Source organism: Sphingomonas sp. GC_Shp_6, assembly GCF_026540835.1.
Lineage (GTDB): Bacteria > Pseudomonadota > Alphaproteobacteria > Sphingomonadales > Sphingomonadaceae > Sphingomonas.
Genome location: NZ_JALNUO010000013.1, coordinates 37,849 through 58,272 on the forward strand (window position 1 = coordinate 37,849; position 20,424 = coordinate 58,272).

Here is a 20,424-nt window from a genome sequence, read left to right on the forward strand (position 1 = left end):
TCTGTTCGTTGAGACGGATGCCGACTGACGATCGGGTGGGGTCAGGGTCACAGGACCGCCCAGCGGCCGCGCGAGCGGGGCGTGGGGGTACCGATTTTGTCGTGGCCGAAGCGCAGCGAAGGCCGCGTCAAAATTGGGGGAACCGCGCATCCTTGACGCTGGCTCCGCCCGGTCGTCACGATGGACAGAGTTGACGACAGAGCCTTTCCGACGTTGGTAGGGCAGGGGAGGGGCCGACCCACGCGACGGTCTTCCCTCCCGCCGCGCACCAGTTACCCTTCCCGGACAACCGTCGAGGTCCAGATAGCGACCGTCAGCTGGTCTCAATCAAATTCTGCGGCAAGTCGCGGGCGTTGATGCCTCGATCTTACAGGAGAGAATGCCGCCGTCATGATGGACGTTGCCACCAGCGAGTTCGATCTCGCGTTCCCGTCGCGCGCGCTCGGCTGCGCTCATCGCGGGGCGTTGAGTGGGGAGGGGGGGCCTCGACATTCGAGATCCGATCCTTTCGGCAGAACGAATAGCCCCGACGCCATAGCGCCGGGGCGGTGCGTCATCGTTCGTCGACGCGCATGATCGTGAGGATGCGCGTGGTCTTGAAGGGATCCGCTGGATCCTCCGAACCTGCGGTCACGTCGTGATTGTAATAGTCGATCTTCCAGTAGCAGTCGGTGCCTTCAAACCGGAACCGGCCCAGGTCGTGCTCGCCATACGCGTCGATCGCGTCGCCGAAAGCATCAAAGTCGCGAACGGCACGGAGCAGCTCCGCCCGCTTGCGGAAGTTTCGGAAGAGGCTGACGTCGCCTATCAGGTCTGCGATCCCGCTGGTCATCACGACACGGTTGTTGCCCGGGGCGGTGAGATGCTCGCGCAGCCAGTCGTTGAGGCGGGCGATCTCTTCTGCGCCACCCTTTGCGGGGTTCGATTGGGGCGTTTGCTCGGCCATGATGGTCTCCTGCCATTGACCCCGACGATCGGGGCCTTTCGACAGGCGACAGGACGGCCGGGGCATAGATCGCTCGCGCACCCGTAGGGTCGCAACGGAGTGGAGAAGCCCGCTGGCGGGCTTGCGCGGGAGGGCGCCCCGGCCAGGACGTAGGAGCCCGAAATGCCGCGCGGATCGTCGACCTGGAAGAGACTTCAGGTCGAGGCTGATGCTGGACGACCACGCCGATCGGGGCGTATCGTTCGATCATGGAAATGGCTGCCAACATCGTTGCCCTATGGCCCCGCTGGATGGACAGTGCTGGCGATATGCTCCAGATGAAGGCGTTGGTCCGGACCCGGTGCTGCAAATGCGGTACGCTGATGCGGGCCGAGCTGGAAGACATCGTGGCACGCCACGGCGCCGATTATTCGCTGGTCGACAAGCTGGAGCGCTGCCGGATGGTCGAGTGCGAAGGGTCTACCTTCTATCTGGCGTCGCGAACCTATGGCCGCGAATGGGTGACGCTCCTGCGCGACCCGCGGCTGATGAAGATGTTCGAGGAACTGCCGCCTGTCCGGACGGCGTGGAGCTGATTGCCCGCCTCCGGAAGAGATACCGTCTGAATTTGGATCCCGCACCCAAGCGGTGGATAGAAAGAAGCAGATGCCCTTCGTCTCGCGGCGCTGCCGTGCTTGCGCAGCAGGGCCGGGGCGGGCTCGATGCCCGCTCCGGCGCCTTCATGACGAGCGGAAAGGGGAGGGGGGCCGAAGCCCCCCGGGAGGCTCAGGCGTAAGGGTCGTACTCGTTGACGATCGTGAGCGAGCCGTCGTGATCTTCGGCGGTGATGACGGAATATTGGGTGCCGACGGCGATGACCATGGTTGCCACCATCAAGGTTCTTGCGAGGCCCATGGCGTTTTTGCGGGCGATCCAGATATCGTTGAACATGTCCGAGGCTCCTGTGAAGCCGGCGGGGTTCATCCCCGCTCGACAGGCGCCCGACAGGACGGGGAAGGGCCGCGATCACTTTTTTCGCTTGCGAAAAAAGCCGTAGCGAAGCGCCCGGACCCCTGGCGGGTTGATCGTACAAGGCCCTGAGCCGGCCCAAGGATTGCGCCTCAAGAGCGGGGTGAAGCCCGCCTGCCCGGAACGTCGTGCTCAGCGTTGGTTTGCCGGTAACGCGCGCCCTCGCAGGCGCGGTGGACACCTGCCCAGTCCGTGCCCCCTCTCTGCGCCCCGATGTCGACGGGGACAGTGCGCTGCGCGGCGGTGCAGCCCCGGCCGGGCTAGGATGGAAGGAAGTTGCCGCTTTCCGGAAAGAAGTTTCCGCGCTGCGCGTCCGTCAGTCGATCGTCACCCGAACGGGCCGAGACCGGCTACGGGCTCGGTGCAGCGAAGCGGAATAGAGCGACGGTCCCGGCTTCGCCGGGAGACGCCAACTCGGTTCGAGACACCAACAAAGACAACCCGGTTTCATAACAAGGGTTTAGACGGGATGGCGAGCTCTACCGTCCCTTATGCCGTGGTCGTCGACGACGATCCGTTTATCCTCATGCACGCCTGCGACATTCTAGAGGAGGGCGGGGTTTCGTTTTCACGAGGCGAGTACGGGCAAGGAGGCTAAAACCCTTCTAGCCGATCACGCCGACGATGTGACGCTACTGTTCTCCGACGTGGAGATGCCTGGCGACACTGACGGGTTCGCGCTGGCCCATTACGTTGCCGAGCATTGGCCCTGGATCGAGATCGTGATCGCAAGCGGCAACGTGAAGCCGGGTCCGGGGGACATGCCCGACAAAGCGACGTTCATCGGCAAGCCGTTCAACGATCGTATGGTTCACCGACATTCAGGGAGAAGCTGCCGCACAACAAGCAACCCGAGCAGCTCAAGCAGGCGGTTTAGCTGCTTTTTTGCAGAATTTGTGACCTTGCGGTCCTGATTGCCGGTGAACGCGAGAAGATGCCCGGAGCGTCAGCTCCGGGCCCGTACTGCCTCCCTCAGAAGGGGACGTCATCCGCCTCATCGTCCTGGGCGGCGCCTTGGCGTTCCTGGCGGCTTTTGCCGTAGGAAAGGAAGGTCACTTCGTCGGCGATGATCTCGACACCGTAGCGCTCGATGTTCTGATCGTCGGTCCAGCGGGTGTAGTGGATGCGGCCCCGGACCATGACCTTCTGGCCCTTCTCGACATACTGCGCGACGGTCTTGCCGACCCCGTTGAAGCAGGTGATCCGATGCCATTCGGTGTCCTCGACCCGGCGACCTTCGCCATCCTTCATGGTCTTGCCATCCTGGTCGCGCTTGGGGCGCGAGGTGGCGAGGGAGAAGTTGGTGATCTTGGTGCCGCCCTGGGTGGTGCGGACTTCAGGCGTGGCGCCGACGTTGCCGGCGAGGATGACGAGGTTCTGCATTTCGAGGTTCCTTTTTTGCTCGCCGGGGGGTCCGTCCCCTCGACTGAACACCAAAAAAGACGGCCAGGACGCCCTCTCCACCGGAAGCGCGAAGACGCGCAGGGGAACCCCGATCGAAGGGGTGGTGCGGGCAGCCGTGGCACACGGCAACTCGGCCCGAATGATCGCGGGTTGGAGGGGGTGGACGGCCGGATTAGGTCGTTCAGGAAAGAGAGGGGATGGACCCCACCGGCCGGCAACGGACATGGAACCGTGAAGCAGGACGCCCTTGTCGCGTTGCTCGTCCGGCAGTGTCACTGTTCCTGGTTCCGCTATCCAGGCGCTCTCTGACACCCTCCCTCGCCGGTGCTCGCGCCCTGCGCCGGTGCCTGTCGTGAAGGATGATGGTTGCGGCGTGGACCTTGGTGCCGCCTTTCGCCGTCACGGCGCGCGCGCGTCGTGCGTGTCGAGATGACGATGGGGGGTTCGTGCTGCGCAGCGTCCCGCCTGGACGGCAGGAACCAAGCGCGGCTGACGTGCCTGCCGGCAGTGCATCCCACCTGGCACAACGCGGCGAAGCCGGCGCAGAGACCAACGCGGTGGAGGTGGCGTGCCCCCTGTCCGGGAGGAACACGGCCCCGGGGCAGGCTCCGGCCTCGCCCCAAGGAACCGCTCCGCGTCGGAATCGCGATTTGGGCGCGATAAGTCCCCGTCAGTCGAGCGTCACCCGAACAGGCCAAGACCGGCTAGGGGCTCGGCGGAATAGCGCGCTGGTCGCGAGACTATTCACCCGAACCTTCGCAAGATTGCCCTTAGGAACCAGTCATCAACGCTCGGCTGTTCGCCTTGGAAAGCCTGCACGACCGATCATGGCATCGACAGCGCGATCCGCTTCCTCACCACTCAGGCGGGAGGCCGGGGCCGGAGTCTGCGACGGTGTCGAAAAGCCTCGTTCCGCGCGCGCGAGGAGCGCTGTGGTTGTCCGTCATGACGACGTGGTAGGTGTCGCCGTCAGCGGAAGCGCGAAGCGCCAGCTTTGCGCAGCCGTCTGTAACCGTTTGGGCGAGGCATCGGTTTGCTCCTCAACGGGGTGGAAGTAAGTGGATTTCCGCGGGGAGGCCGCAAAGGGCGAGGCCGCTGGCTTTGCCAGCGGCCGAGCCGAAGCTCAGGCGACCTCTCGGTCGCGCTGAGCGTTCTGAGCTGCGGGCGGGGTGCCGAGCGGGCCGCGGCGGTCGACCACGCGGATACCGGCCTTCTTGGCGTCGATTACCAAGCGCTCGGTCACGCCGTTACCCTGGAAGGCGATGACGTAGCGAGGTTTCAGCGAGAGCATCTGCTCGTTGCGACGGAAGCCGGCACGATCACCCAGCTTGCGATCGAGACCGAAGCGGACTTGCTGGATGCCGTTTTGCTCGGCCCACGACGCCGCAATGCGCTCGATCCCCTTCATGTCGCCGCCATGGACGAGATACATGTCGCCGACGCGCTCCCGAACCGCACCCAGGGTGCGCAGCAGATTGTCGCCAAACGCCTTCATGTCCTCGTCGGTCCGGAAGGTCAGCCGTCCCCCGGCAAACACGACCGGGGTGCCCTGAGCCGTGTTGGCGTCACGGACGCGCTCGCGGCGAGCCTGAAGGAAGGCGCGTCCGTCAACGATTGCCGACGTAACCCCGAGCGAAATGCGGTTGCCGGTCGACGGGATCCAGGAACGGCCGGTCTCGCGGATATAGTGAGCCGCTGCGGTGTCGCGCATGTGTTCGTAGCAGGTGGCGGCTTCCTCGATCTTCTTCGCAAGGTCGATCTTGTCCTCGAGGTTAGCGGTGTTGATCTCCGAACCGTCCTGCTCGGCCAGGAGGAGCCTGATCTCGTCGGTGAGACGGTCGATGGTCGCGTGCTTCTTCGCCGCGGCCCGGTGGAAGAGGTTGACTAGGCCCCAGCCCATCTCCTCGATGTCGCGCTCGAGCGACGTGTTCTGGAGGGTTGCGAACAGGTCGCTCCAGATGGCGGTGGTGGTCTGCTCCAGTGCTTCGGTCGAGGGCGGGCACATGCCTGAAATGTCTTCGGCGCGGGGTTCGAGGTGTCCAAGCTCCAGATCGGAGAGTGCGGCAGCGAGGGAAGTGGTCATGGGGTCAAGCCCTTCATCTGATCGAGGCCGGCGGCCTATCCGCCGGATGCGCACCTCCTGGGCGGCCGAATAAGAGGCGCCCGCACCGGAGCGCAGCGGAGGGAAACCGCAAAAACCGGGGTGGTGCGGGCAGCCGCAAAGCGGCAACTCGGCCCGGATTTTTGCGGTTGCGGGGGTCTCGCGGCCGCCCATGTGTCGCATCTCTCTGGCGGAGGGCTGTCGGGCGTCAGGTGGCGTCGGGCGCAGACGTGACCACGCTTGCTGCTACGGTTGACGTGGGGCTCAACTCGAACGTCGCGATGTCGTTGAGAAGCGCCTGCCACGTTGCACACAAGCGGACCATCGCCGCTGGGGTGATCCGTGGGCGCTCTATCGGCGCCGATCGCATCGACCATGGTGCGCAAGCGGGTCGACCAGATCCTCGCTCCGGGTCGCGGCATAGCCCACGCACGCCGTAGCTTGCGAGAACAGGCCCGGGACGGGCAGGGCGAAGCAGCGCCGCCAATCGAGGTCAAGGCGCCAAGGCGCGACGTCCGCACCTCCAGCGACAAGCGCTGCCGACGTGGGATGCCCCGTACCGAGGCTCTTCCACCCGTCGGTCGTATGCGACGTATCGACAAGCGGAGCGGCAGGCGCTGACGACATCTTCCGCCTCGACCGTGATTTCCGCACGGTAATGGGCAGGGTATTCGAAAGGGGTCGGTGAAGGTCTTCATGAGACCGGACTCCTGAAGGCTGGCAAAATGGGAGACACAAGCGGCTCGGGTCATTCGTAGCGGGGACGCCCGGCCGGAAAGGCGAGAGCGGGCCAGCCTTCGTGGGCGTGGGTCCCGAAGCGACCAGCGGAGAGGATGCTGCTGATCTCGCGCGCGTGATCGCCGACGTTCCAATCGCGATTGAGATGCGCCTGAAACTCCAGCGCCATCGTCCACCCGTGGTCCTTGTGACCCTCGGCAAAGGTGACGCCACAGGCAGTCAGTGCCGGTTCGGTACAGAGTTCGCCGGAATCTCAGTACGATGGTGATGGTCTTTGGCCAGCGCGTCGGACGCGCGATGAAAGTCGTCGAGCCAGCGCCCCATCGGGACGCGTTGCTCAGGGAGAAGTGCGGCCTGCGCGGCCTGAAAATCGAGTAGCGCCAAGGGCGCCGTCTCGATGATGCGGTCGACTTCGGCCGATGATAGGAGGCCGCGTTCGCGGATGAACTCGGTGATGCTGCCGGGACGCGGCGTCGCACCGCGACGGCCAAGCACCGGCTTGCGCCACAGGCCCTCGACATTGCGAAGGCGAGGCTTGGCTCGCGCTTCCATCAACACAATGATGCGCAGCTCCTCGGTTGAAAGCTCCAGCACCTCGTCGGGCTTGATGCTGCCACAAAAATAGCAGCTCGATTTGGGCGGGACGGGGAGTCCGGCGCGCGCGATGCGCGCCTCGCAGTCGGCGCGCGACCATTCCCATTCCCGCAAGGGGTAGCGGTAGGCGTAGCGAGGATCCTCGCACCCGACCGCATGATGGTAACGCTGCGTGTCGCGTCCCGAGGCGTCGTAGCCGATCAGCTTTACCACGCGCCCGCCTGCGTCCCAGCAGCGGCGCGCGGGTTCCCACTGGGCGGTCCAGGCATCTTGCGGGGCCGCCTTCCATTTCTGGCTGCACGACCCGCCACCAAATACCACGGAGGGCAGGGTGGCGTTGGTCAGCATGTTCTCGGCGATGCCCGCATAAGGCGGCCAGTGTTTGAAGTTGCGGGGCTGGTAGCGGACGATCTCGGATGGGATGCCGCGTTCCGACATCCAGGCCCGGAACACGGGGATGAACGCATAGGTCGCCGATTTTTCGGCGCCGGGATCGGCGAAGAGAACCATGTCGACGGGCTCGCCGCGTTCGGCGAGTTCGACGATCATGGCGGTGGAATCGACGCCGGCACCCCAGGCGGCGATGACGGGCGGGCGATCAGCCACTGGCTGCGTCCCTTACGACGATCGCCGCATGAACGATGCGGTATGCCCGTTTGCGAAACCCCGGGATGCGGCAGATCGCGCGGCTTTCCGGGTCGCGGAACAGCGGCGTCTTGCCCTTGGGATTGGCGACCACCTCGAAGCGGCTGCGGTCGCTACCGTCGCTGAAGCGCATGGGCTCATCGAAGATGATGATCTGCCCAGGCTTCGGGGTCGGCTTGGCCCGGTCGAGCTTCTTCGCGAGCAGGTTGGCGCGGCACCGCGCGCGCCAGGCCAAGGCATATTTGCTGTCCGTAGCGGTCAGCTCGTCGAGGATCGCGGCCGGGCACTCGCTCTCGTTCGGCCCGACCGTTTCATCCATATCCTTGTACCCGAACGTGCAGCCGTCGCGCGCGCCGGTGCTGGTCTTGGTGAGGCAGACGATGCCGAACACAATCCGTTCGACGTCGTCCGCGAGACGCTCGCAAGCGGCGTAATAGGTCGATCCGACCATGGCCGATGCCAGCACGGTCAGGCGATGCGTGTCTCGCTGGTAGGTGAACTGGTTGTCGAGATAGGAGCGCGAGGTGGCGTGGCCGCCCAAATCGCGCATGAAGAGCCAACCCATGATAAGTCTCCGATGACGTGAGGATCAGGCGGCAGCGGCGAGGCGCGGAGTGCCTACGTCACCAACCGTCGCCGTGAGCCGGCGCTGGAACGTGGCTGCATCCAGCAGCTCGGCGATCGGTGCGCGCTGAACGGGGCCGGCGTGTTCGCCGCCCCGGCAGCGATTGAAAGTGATTTCGCTGTCGGGGAGGAAGCTGTGCGGCCGCACCCGGATCGACAGATCGGCGTGGCGCAGCTCGGTTGTTCCGTCGTCCGCGATCCCGCCCATGTCCGTGTCGATGCGGACGTCATGCGCCTCGAGGCCGATCGCCGCAGCAAGCGAAGCGAGCGCGACGCGTGCCTGTCGATGGAAGGTCCGTTTCGCCGCGCCATCGCCGGCGACGGTATTGCCGGCGATGGCGAGCAGCGCGGATCCGGCGATGACGGTGCCCCGACCGTCCGCACAGCGCAGGCGCAGTTCGTTGGTGCTGGGCGCACCAAATTCGGCGACGGACGCCAGGTTGCGGATCAGCAGCAGGATCGACGCATCACGGTCGATCGGATTGCCGGCACGCCGGCAGTCGTCAACGCCCGCGTTCAGGGCATGGAGCGCAGCGGGCAGGGTGCCCAGCGCGGCAGGGGAGAGCGCCTCGTTGTGGCGGTAATGGGTGTCGTAGAGCATGACCGAACCTCCTGAGCGCACACGCGCGCTCAAAAGGCCGAAGGCTCCCTCTCCTCCGTGGACGGTGCCTTGGTCAGAGCATAAAGCGTACAGGATCGGCAGATCGTGAGGCCGCGTCATAGCCGGACTGCCAAGCCGTACGGAGCTTGCTCCCTCGGCGGTAATGGCAACGGTCGTTGCCCATGACAAAGCAGCGCCATCCCGATTTCTCGGCTTCCCACAGCGGGTCTTCCCGCGTGGGAGCGAGCAGGTCCATGAGATCGACGCGCGTGGCGGCGTTCATGGCGGGCCTGCATGGTCGCCGAATGCGCCGGCAGGGAGCGTCCAGCGATCCGCCAGGATCGAGAGACGCCAGACCGGATCATCGGCTTGCGCCAATTCGTCGGGATGGAGCGTCGCAGCCGGGAACGCCGTGCCGCGGTCAGCGAGCTGCGTGACGGTGAGCGAGCGATGGATCGTCTTCCCGCTCGCGGCTTCGCGAGCCGCAACCCGTCGGAAGGCGGCGGGGAAGACGAGCCGGAGCGTCGCCCATTGGTCCGGTGAGCCGAAGATGCAGGCTCGGCACGACAGACGTCCCCATCCCAGGACGTAGGCCGGGTGGGGGCGGATGCGCGCTTGCGAGATCGCGTCCCAGGTCAGGCGCTCGGTCCAGTCATGGACCGGGCGCCAATGATCGACCGCACGCGCGAGGGTGGAGGTGCGATGCGGCTCAAACGTCGCATAGCGCGCACGCGAGGGACTTTCCTCGGCGCGCTCGCCGGTGATGACGAGCGTGCGGCCGTCGAGGAAGCGCGGCTGATTCCGGATCGCGGCGGCGAGGACGTCGATCTTCAGCGCGGGGCTGCACCAGCGCACCCGAAGATCGGGAGACGTCTGGGGAAAAAGCCCGCGCGTGCCAGCAGGGCCGTTGCCCCCGGCACGGCCGATGCCGGTCGGTGTCTCGAACGCGATCGGGGCGGTCGGCGCGTCGTCGCGCGCCAGCTCGCGCGCGAAGCCGCCCTCGCGCCACGAGACGTAGAGAGCGATCCCTAACTGCTCGGCGATCGCGCGGACATAGGCGGGGGTGCACGGCCAATCCATGAAGGTCGGGCCGTGGCCATCGACATCATGGTGATGCAGCTCGATCGCGTGTGCCGGCACGCCGAGGCTGAGGAGGTGGAGCAGGGCGGCAAGGCTGTCCTTGCCGCCACTGAATGCCACGACGAAGCGCCGGTAGGCGCCGAGGTCGGGGCGGGCGGCCGGAGCGGTCATGCTGCTTCACGGATCTGTTCCTCGGGTTCGGCCGAGGCGTCGAGGCCGGTCGCGCGGAGCAGATACCCGGCTGCGGCTTCCGCCTTCGCCGCGGCGGTCATGATCGCGCGGGAGTCCTTGCGCAGCACCTTCAACCACGAGCCGATATAGGCGGCGTGGTCGTCCATGTGCGAGGTGGGGAGGCCGAGATCGGCACCGAGCAGCGCGGAAGTCATCTCGGCGCAAAGTTCCTCGAACGCATAGGCGTCGTCGCCGAAGCGCTTGCCGAACGTGCGATCGAGCCGGTCGGGATGGCCGGTCCAGTGGCCGGCCTCATGGGCGAGCGTCGCCGCGAAATAAGCCCGCGTCGAAAATAGCTCGACGGGCGGCATGGTGATGCTGTCGGCGGTGCGGTCGTAGAACGCGCGATCGCCGCGCGTGTGGACGGTTGCCGGCAGCGCATCGAGGAAGCGCTGCGCGCGCTCGGGCAGCGCATCGGCCGGGGGCACGATGCTGACCGGGCTCGGGTAGAAGTCGGGAGACAGCCCTTCGATCTGGTCGCAGTTGAACACGGCGTAGGAGCGCAGCACGCGCCGCATCTCGTCGGTCGTATCGCCGGTGACGACGGATTCGACGGTCTTGCTGTAGGATTTGTAGAAGATCGCGATCTGCGACCGCTCGCCCTCGCGGACCTGGCCGCCAAGGGCCTGCGCCTGTTTGTACGTCATCCAGGTGCGCGAATTGTAGCCGGCGCCCTCGGCGCACAGCCACAACCAGAAGCAGTTTATGCCCTTGTAGGGGTCGCCGGTCGCGCGCAGCGGACGGCCGCCGAGGCCGGGGCGCCACGGCTTGACCCAGGGACGCACCCCGGATTCGAGCTTGTCGATGATGGTGTTGGTGATGATGTCGGCAGGCGAGGGCTTGTCGGTGATCTGTGCCACGATCGTTCTCCTGATTGAATTGAGGCAAACCCGCGTGAGCATCCTCCCCTCTGGAAGGGCGGTGCCGGGTCACAAAAAGAGGGGCGACACTTGCGCGAAGTGCCGCCCCCAGGTGCCTCGAAACGTGCAAGCCGGCGTCAGGCCGCTTGGCTGAAATCCTCCTCTTCCTCTTGATCGATCCCTGCACCGTCACCGGAGTCGAGATCGGTATCCTCGTCCTCGTCCGGATCGATGCCGGTTTCGTCATCGACGAAGCTGGAGCGCAGCGGCGTGCGCGCCGCCTTCTCTTGTCCCTCGAAACGCATCGCGTCGGGCAACCAGGCCGTCGCCTTCTCGCGGATTTCGGCTTCGACGATGCCCTGACCGTTGCACAGCGAGGCACAGGTGGCAGCAAGGTCGCCCTTCTTGGCGTCCTTGTAGCGGCCGCGCAGGATTGGGCCTCCAATCTCCTCGAGCGCGTCGAGCATGACGGTCTTCTTGACCCGGCCGAAGAAGTTCTCGGCCGTCGGGCGCCACCAATGCTCGACCTGGATGTCGAGGAGGCGACCGAGATGGTCGTGGAAGCCGTTGCTCCGATAGCCCTCGGCGACGTTGAGCGTCGGTTCGAGAGTTCGTGCTATCGAGTACGCAACCCAAGCGCCCCGGGCCTCGTCGTCGAGCGCCCGGAAGGCGTCGAAGCGCGCGGTCATGGTGGGCAGACCCGCCCAGCTCGTGTCGAGCCGCTGGCGCTGGTCGTCGATCGTCTGCGACGCCATCGATCCCTCGTCGCGGAACCCGAAGATCGGGAAGGCCGCGGCGCTCGACTTCAGGGTCGAGTGGTTCGGGATGTGCGCCTGCTCGAACACCACGTTCTGCGCCATCAGGAAGATGGTCAGGTCGAGTGCGAGTCCCGGATCGCTGGCGATATGGGCGGCGAGAATCTGGCGGCGCTGCGTCGCCAGTTCATCGATCAGCGTGGCGCTGAGCTTCGGACCCTGCTCGGCGTCGCCGGCATCGCCGTCCCCGGTTGCGCCGCCCGACTCCTTGGGCGGGGCGTTCGGATCCACGACCGGCTTTTCGCTGAAGAGGCGGGTGTGGACGCGGGGTTCGCCATCGCCCCCGATATAGACGAACGTCCCGATCTGCGCCTTCAGCGCTGGATCGATCTCGTGCCGGGCGTCCTCGATCGTCTCCAGCTCGCGCTCGATCGCCTCTATACGCGCGTTCGCCGCCTCGGCTTCGGCGCTGCCGTCGGGCAGTTCCTGCTCGAGCCGGTCGATCAGCGCGTCGTTCTCGGCCGACAGAACCTCGACACGCGCGGTCTCGTCCTCGGTGAGGGCGCGGGCGGGAGCGTGATACTCGTGAAGCTGGCGCTCGAGGTCGTAGGGAACGTGCGTCGCCGCGATCGGCGTGACGAACGCGAGGCCCTGGTCTCGCGCCAGTTCGGCCGCTGCGGCTTCGAGCTTCGAGGCGGCAAGCGTCTCGATCAGGTCGACGTCGATCCAGTTCTCATCGCCCTCCGTGGCGAACAGGTCGCCCTCGATGCGACCGCCTGCGGCAACATAGGCTTCGCGACCGACGAAGCGGGCCTTGGCGTCGTTCGCCCTGACGGTGCCGTTGAGGATGGCGCGACGGATGTTATCGGGGTTGTCGCCATAGTAGGACGTCTTCATCTGGGCGAATACGCGCGTCTGGCGATCGACGTCGGTCGTGACGGCGTAAGCCTGCGCAACGCCGAGCGTGATCTCGCCGGCTGCGAGCGCCTCGAAGACAGGCGGGGCCAGCTCGGCAAGGCGCACGCGCTGCTCGACGAAGCGGGTGGTCACGCCCTGACGCTTGGCAACGTCCTCGGCGGTCATGCCCTTCTGGATCAGGAAGTTGAAAGCGGTGCACTCGTCGGCCGGATTCATCGGCACGCGCTGGAAGTTCTCGGCGAGGCTTGCCTCGATCGCGTTGTCGTCATCGCTCAGCACGAGCACCGGGACGGCGTGGTCGGCGGGGAGGGTGCCCTGCTCGATCAGACGTTGGAGCGCGCGCAGGCGGCGACCGCCCGCCTTAACGGTGAACGTGCCCGACTTCTTGAGCGGGGTGACGACGAGGTTCTGCAACAGCCCCTGGGCTGCGATATTCGCGGCGAGGGTGTCGATCCCTGCGTCACGGTTGGATTTGCGCACATTGTCCTTCGACAGCGTCAGGTTCTTGACCTTCACGGACTGGATCATCGGTCGTCTCCGTTTGGAAATGGCGCGCCGCGTCCCGCGGTCACGCGAGCCTGGTCCTCCAAGCTCACAAAGCCGAAGGCTCCCTCCCCTCCCTTTGATGACCCGGGAAGAGAGCCTCGATCGTGTCAGGCGGTGATACGGTCGATCACGGTCGCGGCAGTCGCGACGGGAATGAACATCCGTGTCTTGTGCTGGATGATCTCGGTGAAGCACCCGGCTGCCTTCAGTTCGGGCAATCGCGTGTGCGGCCAGTCGAGCAGCTCAAGGCGCTGCTGGCCTGCGACCAGGCTGCGCTTCAGCCGGTACGCACCGAGCGCGGTGATCTCGCCGCTCCCCATGACGTGCTTGGCAGTCTCGGCCCCCGACACCGTGATGGTGGCGGCGATGCCGAAGGCGTCCGCAAGCTTGCTCACAAGTGGGGCGGGAACGATGCGACCAAGGAAAGACTGGCCGTCATCGGTGTTGAGACGCCAGACCTGAACGTGATCGTCGGGCAGGCGGTCCCAGACCGGCAGGAGCAGGCCGGTGACCAGATAGAGCGTATTGGTGCGCGTCTTGCCCGACATCTCCTCGACCTCGGCCTGCCAGAGCGCGGAAAACTCCGCCTCGCTCGCATCCTCCCACATCGTTTCGAGGAGAAGATCCTGTCGCATCCGCTCGGTGCGTGTGGGGCGGACCAGCTCGTAACGGCGCACGATCTCGCCATCGTCGTCGGTGAGCGAATAGGTGCTGCACCGGATCGCGGCCTTCCCCGACTTGCGGTTGACGATCGGGCGGGCGTCGTCGCCGAGGATCCGCATAGCGCGATCGAGCGCGAGCGGCTTGTAGCGCTCCTCGGTCTCCAAGCGGAGGATCTCGGTCTCAGCGCCGCTGGTCTCGTCGCGCCGGATGACGGTGCGATCGAGGATCGTGATGCGCTCGGCGTTGATGCTCTCGACGCCAAGATCGAGCGTGCCGGCCTCCTTGGCCGCCTCGATCCGGGCCTCGATCAGCCCGAGATATTCGTCGAAGATCGCGTTCTGCATGGCGATGCGCAGCGCGAGGATGCGATTGAGCCAGCGCTGGATCGGGGGCATCTCCTCCTTGAGCCCGCCACCTTCGCCCTCAAGCTCGAGGCCCGTCAGTTTCTGAAACTCGTTCAGTGTAGTGGAGCGCAGCTTGCCATTGGCGAGCAGGCGGAACCACTGTTCGAGCGACTCCTTTGCATAGTCGCTTTCGAGGTTGTCGCGCGGGTCGAACAGGCCCTGACCGCCAGTCTGTCGCTGGCCGCGGGTGAGCGCACCCAGACTGTCGAGCCGGCGCGCGATCGTCGAGATGAAGCGACGTTCGCCCCGGCAGTCAGTCGACACCGGCCGGAACAGCGGTGCGGTTGCCTGATGCGTCCGGTGCGTGCGACCGAGGCCCTGGATGGCGGCGTCAGCACGCCAGCCCGGCTCGAGGAGGTAATGATTGCGGCGCGATTGGTTTTCGCACGTCAGGCTCGCGTGATAGCTGCGGCCGGTGCCGCCAGCGTCGGAGAAGATCAGGATCTTCTTCGCACCGCGCATGAAGGCGTCGGTCTCGGCGAGATTGGTGCGGGGCGAGCGGCTTTCGACGCGCTGGCGGCCATGGGCGTCCATGATGACGCGACGGCTACGACCCGTCACCTCGGCGACCGCACCTGTGCCGAAATGCCCGATGATATGATCGAGCGCGGATCCGACGATCGGCAGCGCGCAGAGCTGCTCGAGGAGATTGTCGCGCATCTCCAGCGCCTCCTGGCTGAACACGGGGCGGCCGTCCTCATCCGACATCGGTTCGGAGCGCGTTTTCCCGGTCTCGTCGACAAAGGTCTTCATCTGGCGAACCGGGAAGGCGGCCGTCAGATAGGACATGAGGAACTCGCGCGGGGATAGCTCGATGTCGAGGTTCGCCCGCTCTTCGACGGTCAGCGCGGCGAGCGCCCGGTTGAGCATCGCCTCGGACGTCGACACGAGCTGGATCACGACGCTCTCGCCGCGGGCGAGATCGGCTCGGATCGCGGGCACCAGTGAGGGCAGCTTCATGCCGATCAGGAGTTGGCAGAAGAACCGCTGCTTGGTGGATTCGAAGATCGACAACGCAGCGGCCTTGGCGCCGCTGTTATAGGTGTCGTTCGAGAAGCTGTCCGTCACGCGGGTCGCGTCCAGCGCCGCGCGAAGGTTGCTGTGGATGATCGCCCAGGCGTCGGCGTAGGCGTCGTACACCTCGATCTGGTCGACGGTCAGCTTGTGTTCGAGGATGTCGTACTCGACGCCCGCGAAGCTCAACGCACGCGAGACGTAGAGGCCCTGCATTTTCAGGTCGCGCGCGATCAGCTCCAGCGCGGCGATCCCGCCCCGGCGCAGGGAGTCGACGAAGGTCCGGCGATCGGCGAAGGCCGTGCCCGGACCCCACAGGCCAAGCCGCGTGGCATAGGCCAGATTGTTGACGTCGGATGCGCCGGTCGCGGACACGTAGAGGACGCGGGCGCGGGGCAGGAGGTTCTGAAGACGGACGCCGGCGATGCCCTGGTCGGAGCCCTGTTTGGTGCCGAAGCTACCTTCGCCGCCTGAGACACCGGCCATCTCGTGCGCCTCATCGAACACGATCATGCCGTCATAGTCGTCGCCGACCCACTCGAGGATCTGCTGGAGCCGCGTTCCCTTGTCACCGCGATTGGAGCGCAGCGTCGCATAGGTGAGGAACAGCACGCCTTCGGCCGCGCCTACGGGCGAGCCCAGCTTCCACTGGTTGAGATGCTGGATGTCGAGCGCAAGACCGCCAACGGCGGCCCAGTCGCGACGCGCATCTTCGAGCAACGTCTCGGTCTTGGAGACCCAGATGTGTTTTCGGCGTCCGCGCAGCCACTGGTCGAGGATGATCGCGGCAACCTGACGGCCCTTGCCGGCCCCGGTGCCGTCACCGAGGAAGAAGCCGGTCCGGTAGGGACGCCCATCCTCGGACGGTGCGATCGAGAGCCCCTCCTCGACAGGTTTGAACAAGCCGGGGATATCGCGCTCGAACGCGTCGCCGGCATAGATCAGCGTTTCGAGCTGCGCGTCGGAGAGCGTCTTCGCATCGACGACGGCTTGCGGCAGAGTCGGGACATAGATCGGCCGCGGTGCGGTGATCGATCCCATGGCGATCGATTCCACCAGAGCGGTTGGATGCGCCGATGCGCAGCCGATCGCGATGCGGCTCGGCCGATAGGGCAGGTACACACCGACAGACTCGCCGGTCGGAAGTGGCTCGGCGAACACGGTGTAATCGATCGGGGCCGCGGTCTGCGACCGCGCGGCTTTTGCGGGTGGTGCGCTCAGGCGCGGTTTGCTCGCCAGGCCGCCAAGAAGCGAGCTGCGCACGCTCGGGCGGATGAGCGGCGAGGCCGTGCGCGGGACAGGCTCGGACACAGGCGGAGCGGCCTTAGCGGTGATCGCCGCGAGCGCATCGGCGAGCGTCGCGCAGCGGATCAGCTCGGCAGGCGTGCCGGTCCCCTTTTCCAGCACCATGATCTTCACGATCTGGCTGGTGCCATGCTTCGCATAGGCGTTCGCCGGCAGTTCGAGGTGCAGCGTCAGCGTGCAACCCTCGGTCCCCTTCGCCCAGGCGCGGCTCGACGTGTCGACGCGGTCGGGCAGGATGGCGGCGCAGCGGCCTCCGGTGCCGAGACGCATCAAGGCGGCGCGAAGATGCCGGAACGCTGCCAGCGGGTCGGCGTGGCGACCCATGCTGCGCGAGAAGGGAGGATTGATGAGGACGGCCGTGGGCCGGATCGTTGGTTCGAGTAGATCGTGGATCAGCTCGCCGTCGTGGCGCGTGACAGCGACGCCCGGGAAGGCGGCCGCAAGCATCTCGGCGCGGGGCGGATCGATCTCATTAAGGATCAGGCGGGCACCGGCGCGGTGCGCGAAGGCGGCGAGCAGGCCGGTGCCGGCAGACGGTTCGAGAACCAGATCAGTGGCCGCGATTCTGCCAGCGAGCGCCGCGAGGTACGCAATCGGCGCCGGTGTCGAGAATTGCTGGAGTTCGATCTGCTCTTCGCTGCGAACAGTGTGGGTCGGCAGATTGGCGACCAGTTCGGTAAGCGCCGCGACACAAGCGCCGGGATCGGGGGGAAGGTCTGCTTTTGCGAGGTACATAACCTCGGCGAGTTCGAGCATGTCGTAGGCGTCGCGGAGCGACCAGCGACCATCTGCAGACGAAGCGCCATAGGCTTGCTCCATGACCCACAGCAGCGTGTCGCGCTGGAGCGATCCATTCCGGGCAATGGCGTCGGCGACGGCCTTGGCGGCGGTGATTGACGGTTCGGTGAAATCGAATTCGAGAGCTGCGGCTGAGGTGCGCATCGAGGGCTTCCTTCTTGTCGCCCGGTGCTCATCACCGGATCAACAAGCCGAAGGCTCCCTCTCCTCTGAACGCGTTGTGCCCGACGAAGCATCGCTACCGCGAAGCCATCTTCCAAAGCCGGTCGGGACACGTCTGCCGCAGATAGTCGCGCAGGACGTCAGGCATATGGATCGATATCAGGCGGCCAACGCGGCTCGACTTCCTGTCAAACGATCCTTGGGCTTCATCACGACGACCGTCTCGGGCTTCCCGACCCGTCGGCCTAGTTTATCCCGCGCAGGGACTTCCGGAACAACTTCCCGCACTTCGATGGAGTAGCTCGGCATTTTATTCTCGGCTGCGATCTTCTTCAGCTGACTTTTCAACGTGCGGAGCGGCGACGTTGAGCCGATCTTCGCACCCAGCATTTCCAGAGGCATTTCATATTCTTCATCACGACAATAGCAGTGCGCCAATTCATAAAGGCGTCGCTCAATCGAGCCGAGACGGAAGTAATCGTTGTGGTAATCGTAGATACGGCTGTCACGCGAGACCGCGCGGACGAGCCAGTCACAGAGCTGGACGCGGACCGGCATGAGTTGATCGACGCCGCTCGCCGTTTCGCGAGTGGTCGCCTGCGCTTCCGCGAACCAAGAGAAGAAGCCCTTCGTCCCCACGGTGCCAGTTTTGATGTTCGTCCGGATCTGCGTGCCCTGCAAACGACCGAGCGCTTCGATGAAGCGATCGTAATCACGCTTCGATGGGCGTCCGACGCCGGTCGCTCGGAAGAAGTCGTGTGCATTGAAGGTGAAGACGTTCTGTACTTCACCCCCGGTCCGACCAATATGCTGCACCATCAACGACAGGACGTAGATCAGGACCTCTTTATCCCACATCGTCGCGATACCGCTCGAACTGGGCTTGATCTCGATTTTGACGCCGTCCATCTCGTAGGTCATTGCCTCCATCTGAGGCCGCTTCGCTAACGAGAATAGTGGAAAGTCCATAATGCTCTGCTCGCCACGGACTTTGCCGTGCAGCGGGCTGTCGAGATAGTCGAACAGCTTACCCTGGGTGAGAGCGACTTCTCGCGAATCCATCGTCGGGGCTCCCACCAGCTTCACTTAGCAAACCCGCTTATAGCGGATCGGCCGCAAACCTGCAGTCGGATAAGCGACCGCGTTATCGATAGCACGAGGATTTGGAGCGATTTAGCCGGTAAATCGGGGTGTGTTTCACATTTCGGTAGGTGCGGGCCACCGCAAACTCGGTCGGGACTCGTGCTATCGGTAACGCCGTGAAAGCCGTTCAAAGACCAGGTGTGCAGTACGAGGTCCAGGCCTTTGAAAAGATGACGAGATCCGTCATCGTAGTCCGGCTCCCCGGGAAACCAGCCGCGACATTAGGCTACCGATCGGCGTCGCATCGGTCCCATCGGACATCCCCCGCATGGCGACCGTGCGGCTCGTGTCCTTGAGGCCGTGGAGCGTCCGCCCAAGGTTCAATTCGCCCTTGTCAGCTTTGCTGCTCATTCCGCGAAGATACGCGCCGGGCCGCTGAACCTCGCCGCGCCGGTATTTCTGGATGGTGGCGATGACGGAGGCAGCAGCACCTCGCTGGCCCATGATGCGACAGGCTTCCTTGAACGCGTGATTGCTGATCCCCGACTGGCCCGCAAGCCGCTCCGCGGTGGCGACCACCTCGCCCCACGATCCATCGCGGTAGAGTAGACCGGAACATAGCTCCGGAGCGATCGACATCATGAATTCCGGATCGACACCGTGTTTCTCCAGATCGTCGTCGACGGCAGTTTGAGGTTGAGAGGGGAGGGCGTCCCCATTCTCACTACTTTTCTTCGCCAAGCCACTACGGGTATCTGCTTTAGCAGATTGGAGTTGGTTTGTAGTTGTAGAGTGAGTGTCCTCAGGTCCATCCCAGCATGAACTATCATCCTGATCGCTACCCGTATTGGGGACGGCAATCTTAGCCGAAACAGCCCCGGCAAGACGACGCGCACGCTCTTCGATCTGCTCCACACAGGCCGTCAGAAGGCCGGCATCGCGGACGCAACGCATCTGGTCGGTGGCCATCAACGCCAACGCGAGATCGTCACCCGCCTTCAAATCGTGAAGATCGGCATCGAATGCCGTTTGGGCCAGAGCCCTGATATTCCTGCGGGCAGCGGCAAGGCGCTTGCGGAGCACTGTGAGTGCCGCGTCCTCTGCGGCTCCCTTGGCCGCGCGGGCAGCAAATTCTTGAAGCCTGGTACCGATCGGAGCGAGCACGATGCCGTAGCCCCACGTGATGAAGCCGTCGGCCCCGCGGCGTCCACCACGATGACCGTTCGGACTATCCCGAAAGCTGATCAGACCGAAGGCCTGTGCCTGGTTCAAGAGCTTTTGAACCTGTCGGACGGTTACGCCCAGCTTTTGCGCAAGCAGGTCGTTCGATGGCCAAACGACGGGGATTTGTCCACCCTTCCAGTCCTGCGGCTTCGTCCAGGCAAACAGCAGATCGATGACGGAGACCACGCGCAGGGGGACGCCCATATAAGGAGCAGCCCGTTTAAGCGCCGCAAGCGCGTTGGAAGGTGCCATTCCGGTCTCGAGCCCGCAAAATTCGTCGACAAGCTTTGTCGCCTTGGCGGCATGCTCGTCAAACCGGCGTAGTCCCCGGCCGGGGCTTTGGGCAGCAGCCATCGTTCGTTCTCCCTGGGAGGGGAGCCCGTGCAGACACAGCGACACCGTGGCGCCACGGTCGACGCTTTGGGGTAGCAATATGAAAGGGAGCCAGCTAAGTGAGGGTTCTCACATCCGCCCTAGCAGGCGTCCCGAAAAGCCCGGCCTCGTGCCGGGTTTTTCATGTCCGCACAGCGTCCCCCTTGATCGTTGTGGCGCCCGCCCGGGTGGACGGCGGCGGTCAGCGTTGAGCCGATCCACAACGTTGATTGTTAAGCATCGCTGGCGGGTCGGTCGTGCGCGATGAATCGTGCTATCGGTAACGGGACGGGTAATAATCACGTGCTATCGGTAACGAAGCGTCGATCTTCGCTCGTGCTATCGATA

General features: G+C 65.0%; 17 protein-coding genes. 2 read left to right on the forward strand and 15 right to left on the reverse strand.

Going from position 1 to position 20,424, the window contains the following annotated elements; all coding sequences use genetic code 11:
* Positions 1-553 precede the first annotated feature (553 nt).
* Positions 554-946, reverse strand: coding sequence for a DUF3768 domain-containing protein (locus OXQ95_RS14150; protein ID WP_267382042.1), 393 nt, complete (start codon positions 944-946; stop codon positions 554-556).
* 254 nt (positions 947-1,200) lie between these two features.
* Here OXQ95_RS14150 and OXQ95_RS14155 point away from each other — a divergent pair, with 254 nt between their 5' ends.
* Positions 1,201-1,521: a hypothetical protein gene (locus OXQ95_RS14155; protein WP_267382043.1), complete on the forward strand. Its 321-nt coding sequence runs from the start codon at positions 1,201-1,203 to the stop codon at positions 1,519-1,521.
* Positions 1,522-1,711: 190 nt separating this feature from the next.
* Here the strand turns inward: OXQ95_RS14155 and OXQ95_RS14160 are convergent, their stop codons facing one another.
* Positions 1,712-1,876 (reverse strand): hypothetical protein, encoded by a 165-nt coding sequence (locus OXQ95_RS14160; RefSeq protein WP_242152865.1) that lies wholly within the window; start codon positions 1,874-1,876, stop codon positions 1,712-1,714.
* A 704-nt stretch (positions 1,877-2,580) separates the two neighbouring features.
* Here OXQ95_RS14160 and OXQ95_RS14165 point away from each other — a divergent pair.
* Complete coding sequence (locus OXQ95_RS14165; protein ID WP_267382044.1) at positions 2,581-2,868, forward strand: hypothetical protein; 288 nt, start codon at positions 2,581-2,583, stop codon at positions 2,866-2,868.
* A gap of 58 nt (positions 2,869-2,926) precedes the next feature.
* Here the strand turns inward: OXQ95_RS14165 and OXQ95_RS14170 are convergent, their stop codons facing one another.
* The 13 genes from OXQ95_RS14170 to repC all read right to left on the reverse strand — a co-directional run bounded on the left by OXQ95_RS14170 (position 2,927) and on the right by repC (position 20,058).
* Positions 2,927-3,337: a single-stranded DNA-binding protein gene (locus tag OXQ95_RS14170; RefSeq protein WP_037527256.1), complete on the reverse strand. Its 411-nt coding sequence runs from the start codon at positions 3,335-3,337 to the stop codon at positions 2,927-2,929.
* A 1,144-nt stretch (positions 3,338-4,481) separates the two neighbouring features.
* Entirely contained in the window at positions 4,482-5,441 is a 960-nt protein-coding gene (locus OXQ95_RS14175; protein ID WP_121905584.1) for a DUF2493 domain-containing protein, read from the reverse strand.
* Between the two features lie 766 nt (positions 5,442-6,207).
* Complete coding sequence (locus OXQ95_RS14180; protein ID WP_183128842.1) at positions 6,208-6,366, reverse strand: hypothetical protein; 159 nt, start codon at positions 6,364-6,366, stop codon at positions 6,208-6,210.
* Positions 6,367-6,416: 50 nt separating this feature from the next.
* On the reverse strand, positions 6,417-7,397 hold the full coding sequence (locus tag OXQ95_RS14185) for a hypothetical protein (RefSeq protein ID WP_267382045.1): 981 nt from the start codon (positions 7,395-7,397) through the stop codon (positions 6,417-6,419).
* On the reverse strand, positions 7,390-7,986 hold the full coding sequence (locus tag OXQ95_RS14190) for a hypothetical protein (protein ID WP_267382046.1): 597 nt from the start codon (positions 7,984-7,986) through the stop codon (positions 7,390-7,392). The genes OXQ95_RS14185 and OXQ95_RS14190 overlap by 8 nt, the downstream gene beginning before the upstream one ends.
* A 39-nt stretch (positions 7,987-8,025) precedes the next feature.
* Positions 8,026-8,661, reverse strand: coding sequence for a hypothetical protein (locus OXQ95_RS14195; protein ID WP_121905581.1), 636 nt, complete (start codon positions 8,659-8,661; stop codon positions 8,026-8,028).
* Between the two features lie 73 nt (positions 8,662-8,734).
* Entirely contained in the window at positions 8,735-8,944 is a 210-nt protein-coding gene (locus OXQ95_RS14200; RefSeq protein WP_121905580.1) for a hypothetical protein, read from the reverse strand.
* Entirely contained in the window at positions 8,941-9,912 is a 972-nt protein-coding gene (locus tag OXQ95_RS14205) for a phosphoadenosine phosphosulfate reductase family protein (RefSeq protein ID WP_267382047.1), read from the reverse strand. Before OXQ95_RS14205 ends, OXQ95_RS14200 begins: the two co-directional genes overlap by 4 nt.
* On the reverse strand, positions 9,909-10,832 hold the full coding sequence (locus OXQ95_RS14210) for a zincin-like metallopeptidase domain-containing protein (protein ID WP_267382048.1): 924 nt from the start codon (positions 10,830-10,832) through the stop codon (positions 9,909-9,911). The genes OXQ95_RS14205 and OXQ95_RS14210 overlap by 4 nt, the downstream gene beginning before the upstream one ends.
* Before the next feature lie 137 nt (positions 10,833-10,969).
* Positions 10,970-13,033: a ParB/RepB/Spo0J family partition protein gene (locus tag OXQ95_RS14215; RefSeq protein WP_267382089.1), complete on the reverse strand. Its 2,064-nt coding sequence runs from the start codon at positions 13,031-13,033 to the stop codon at positions 10,970-10,972.
* 125 nt (positions 13,034-13,158) lie between these two features.
* Positions 13,159-17,379, reverse strand: coding sequence for a strawberry notch-like NTP hydrolase domain-containing protein (locus tag OXQ95_RS14220; protein WP_267382049.1), 4,221 nt, complete (start codon positions 17,377-17,379; stop codon positions 13,159-13,161).
* Positions 17,380-17,556: 177 nt separating this feature from the next.
* Positions 17,557-18,483: a replication initiator protein A gene (locus tag OXQ95_RS14225; RefSeq protein WP_267382050.1), complete on the reverse strand. Its 927-nt coding sequence runs from the start codon at positions 18,481-18,483 to the stop codon at positions 17,557-17,559.
* Between the two features lie 240 nt (positions 18,484-18,723).
* Positions 18,724-20,058 carry a plasmid replication protein RepC gene (repC, locus tag OXQ95_RS14230; protein ID WP_267382051.1) on the reverse strand — a complete coding sequence of 445 codons (1,335 nt, stop codon included), beginning with the start codon at positions 20,056-20,058 and terminating at the stop codon, positions 18,724-18,726.
* Between the last annotated feature and the right edge of the window lie 366 nt (positions 20,059-20,424).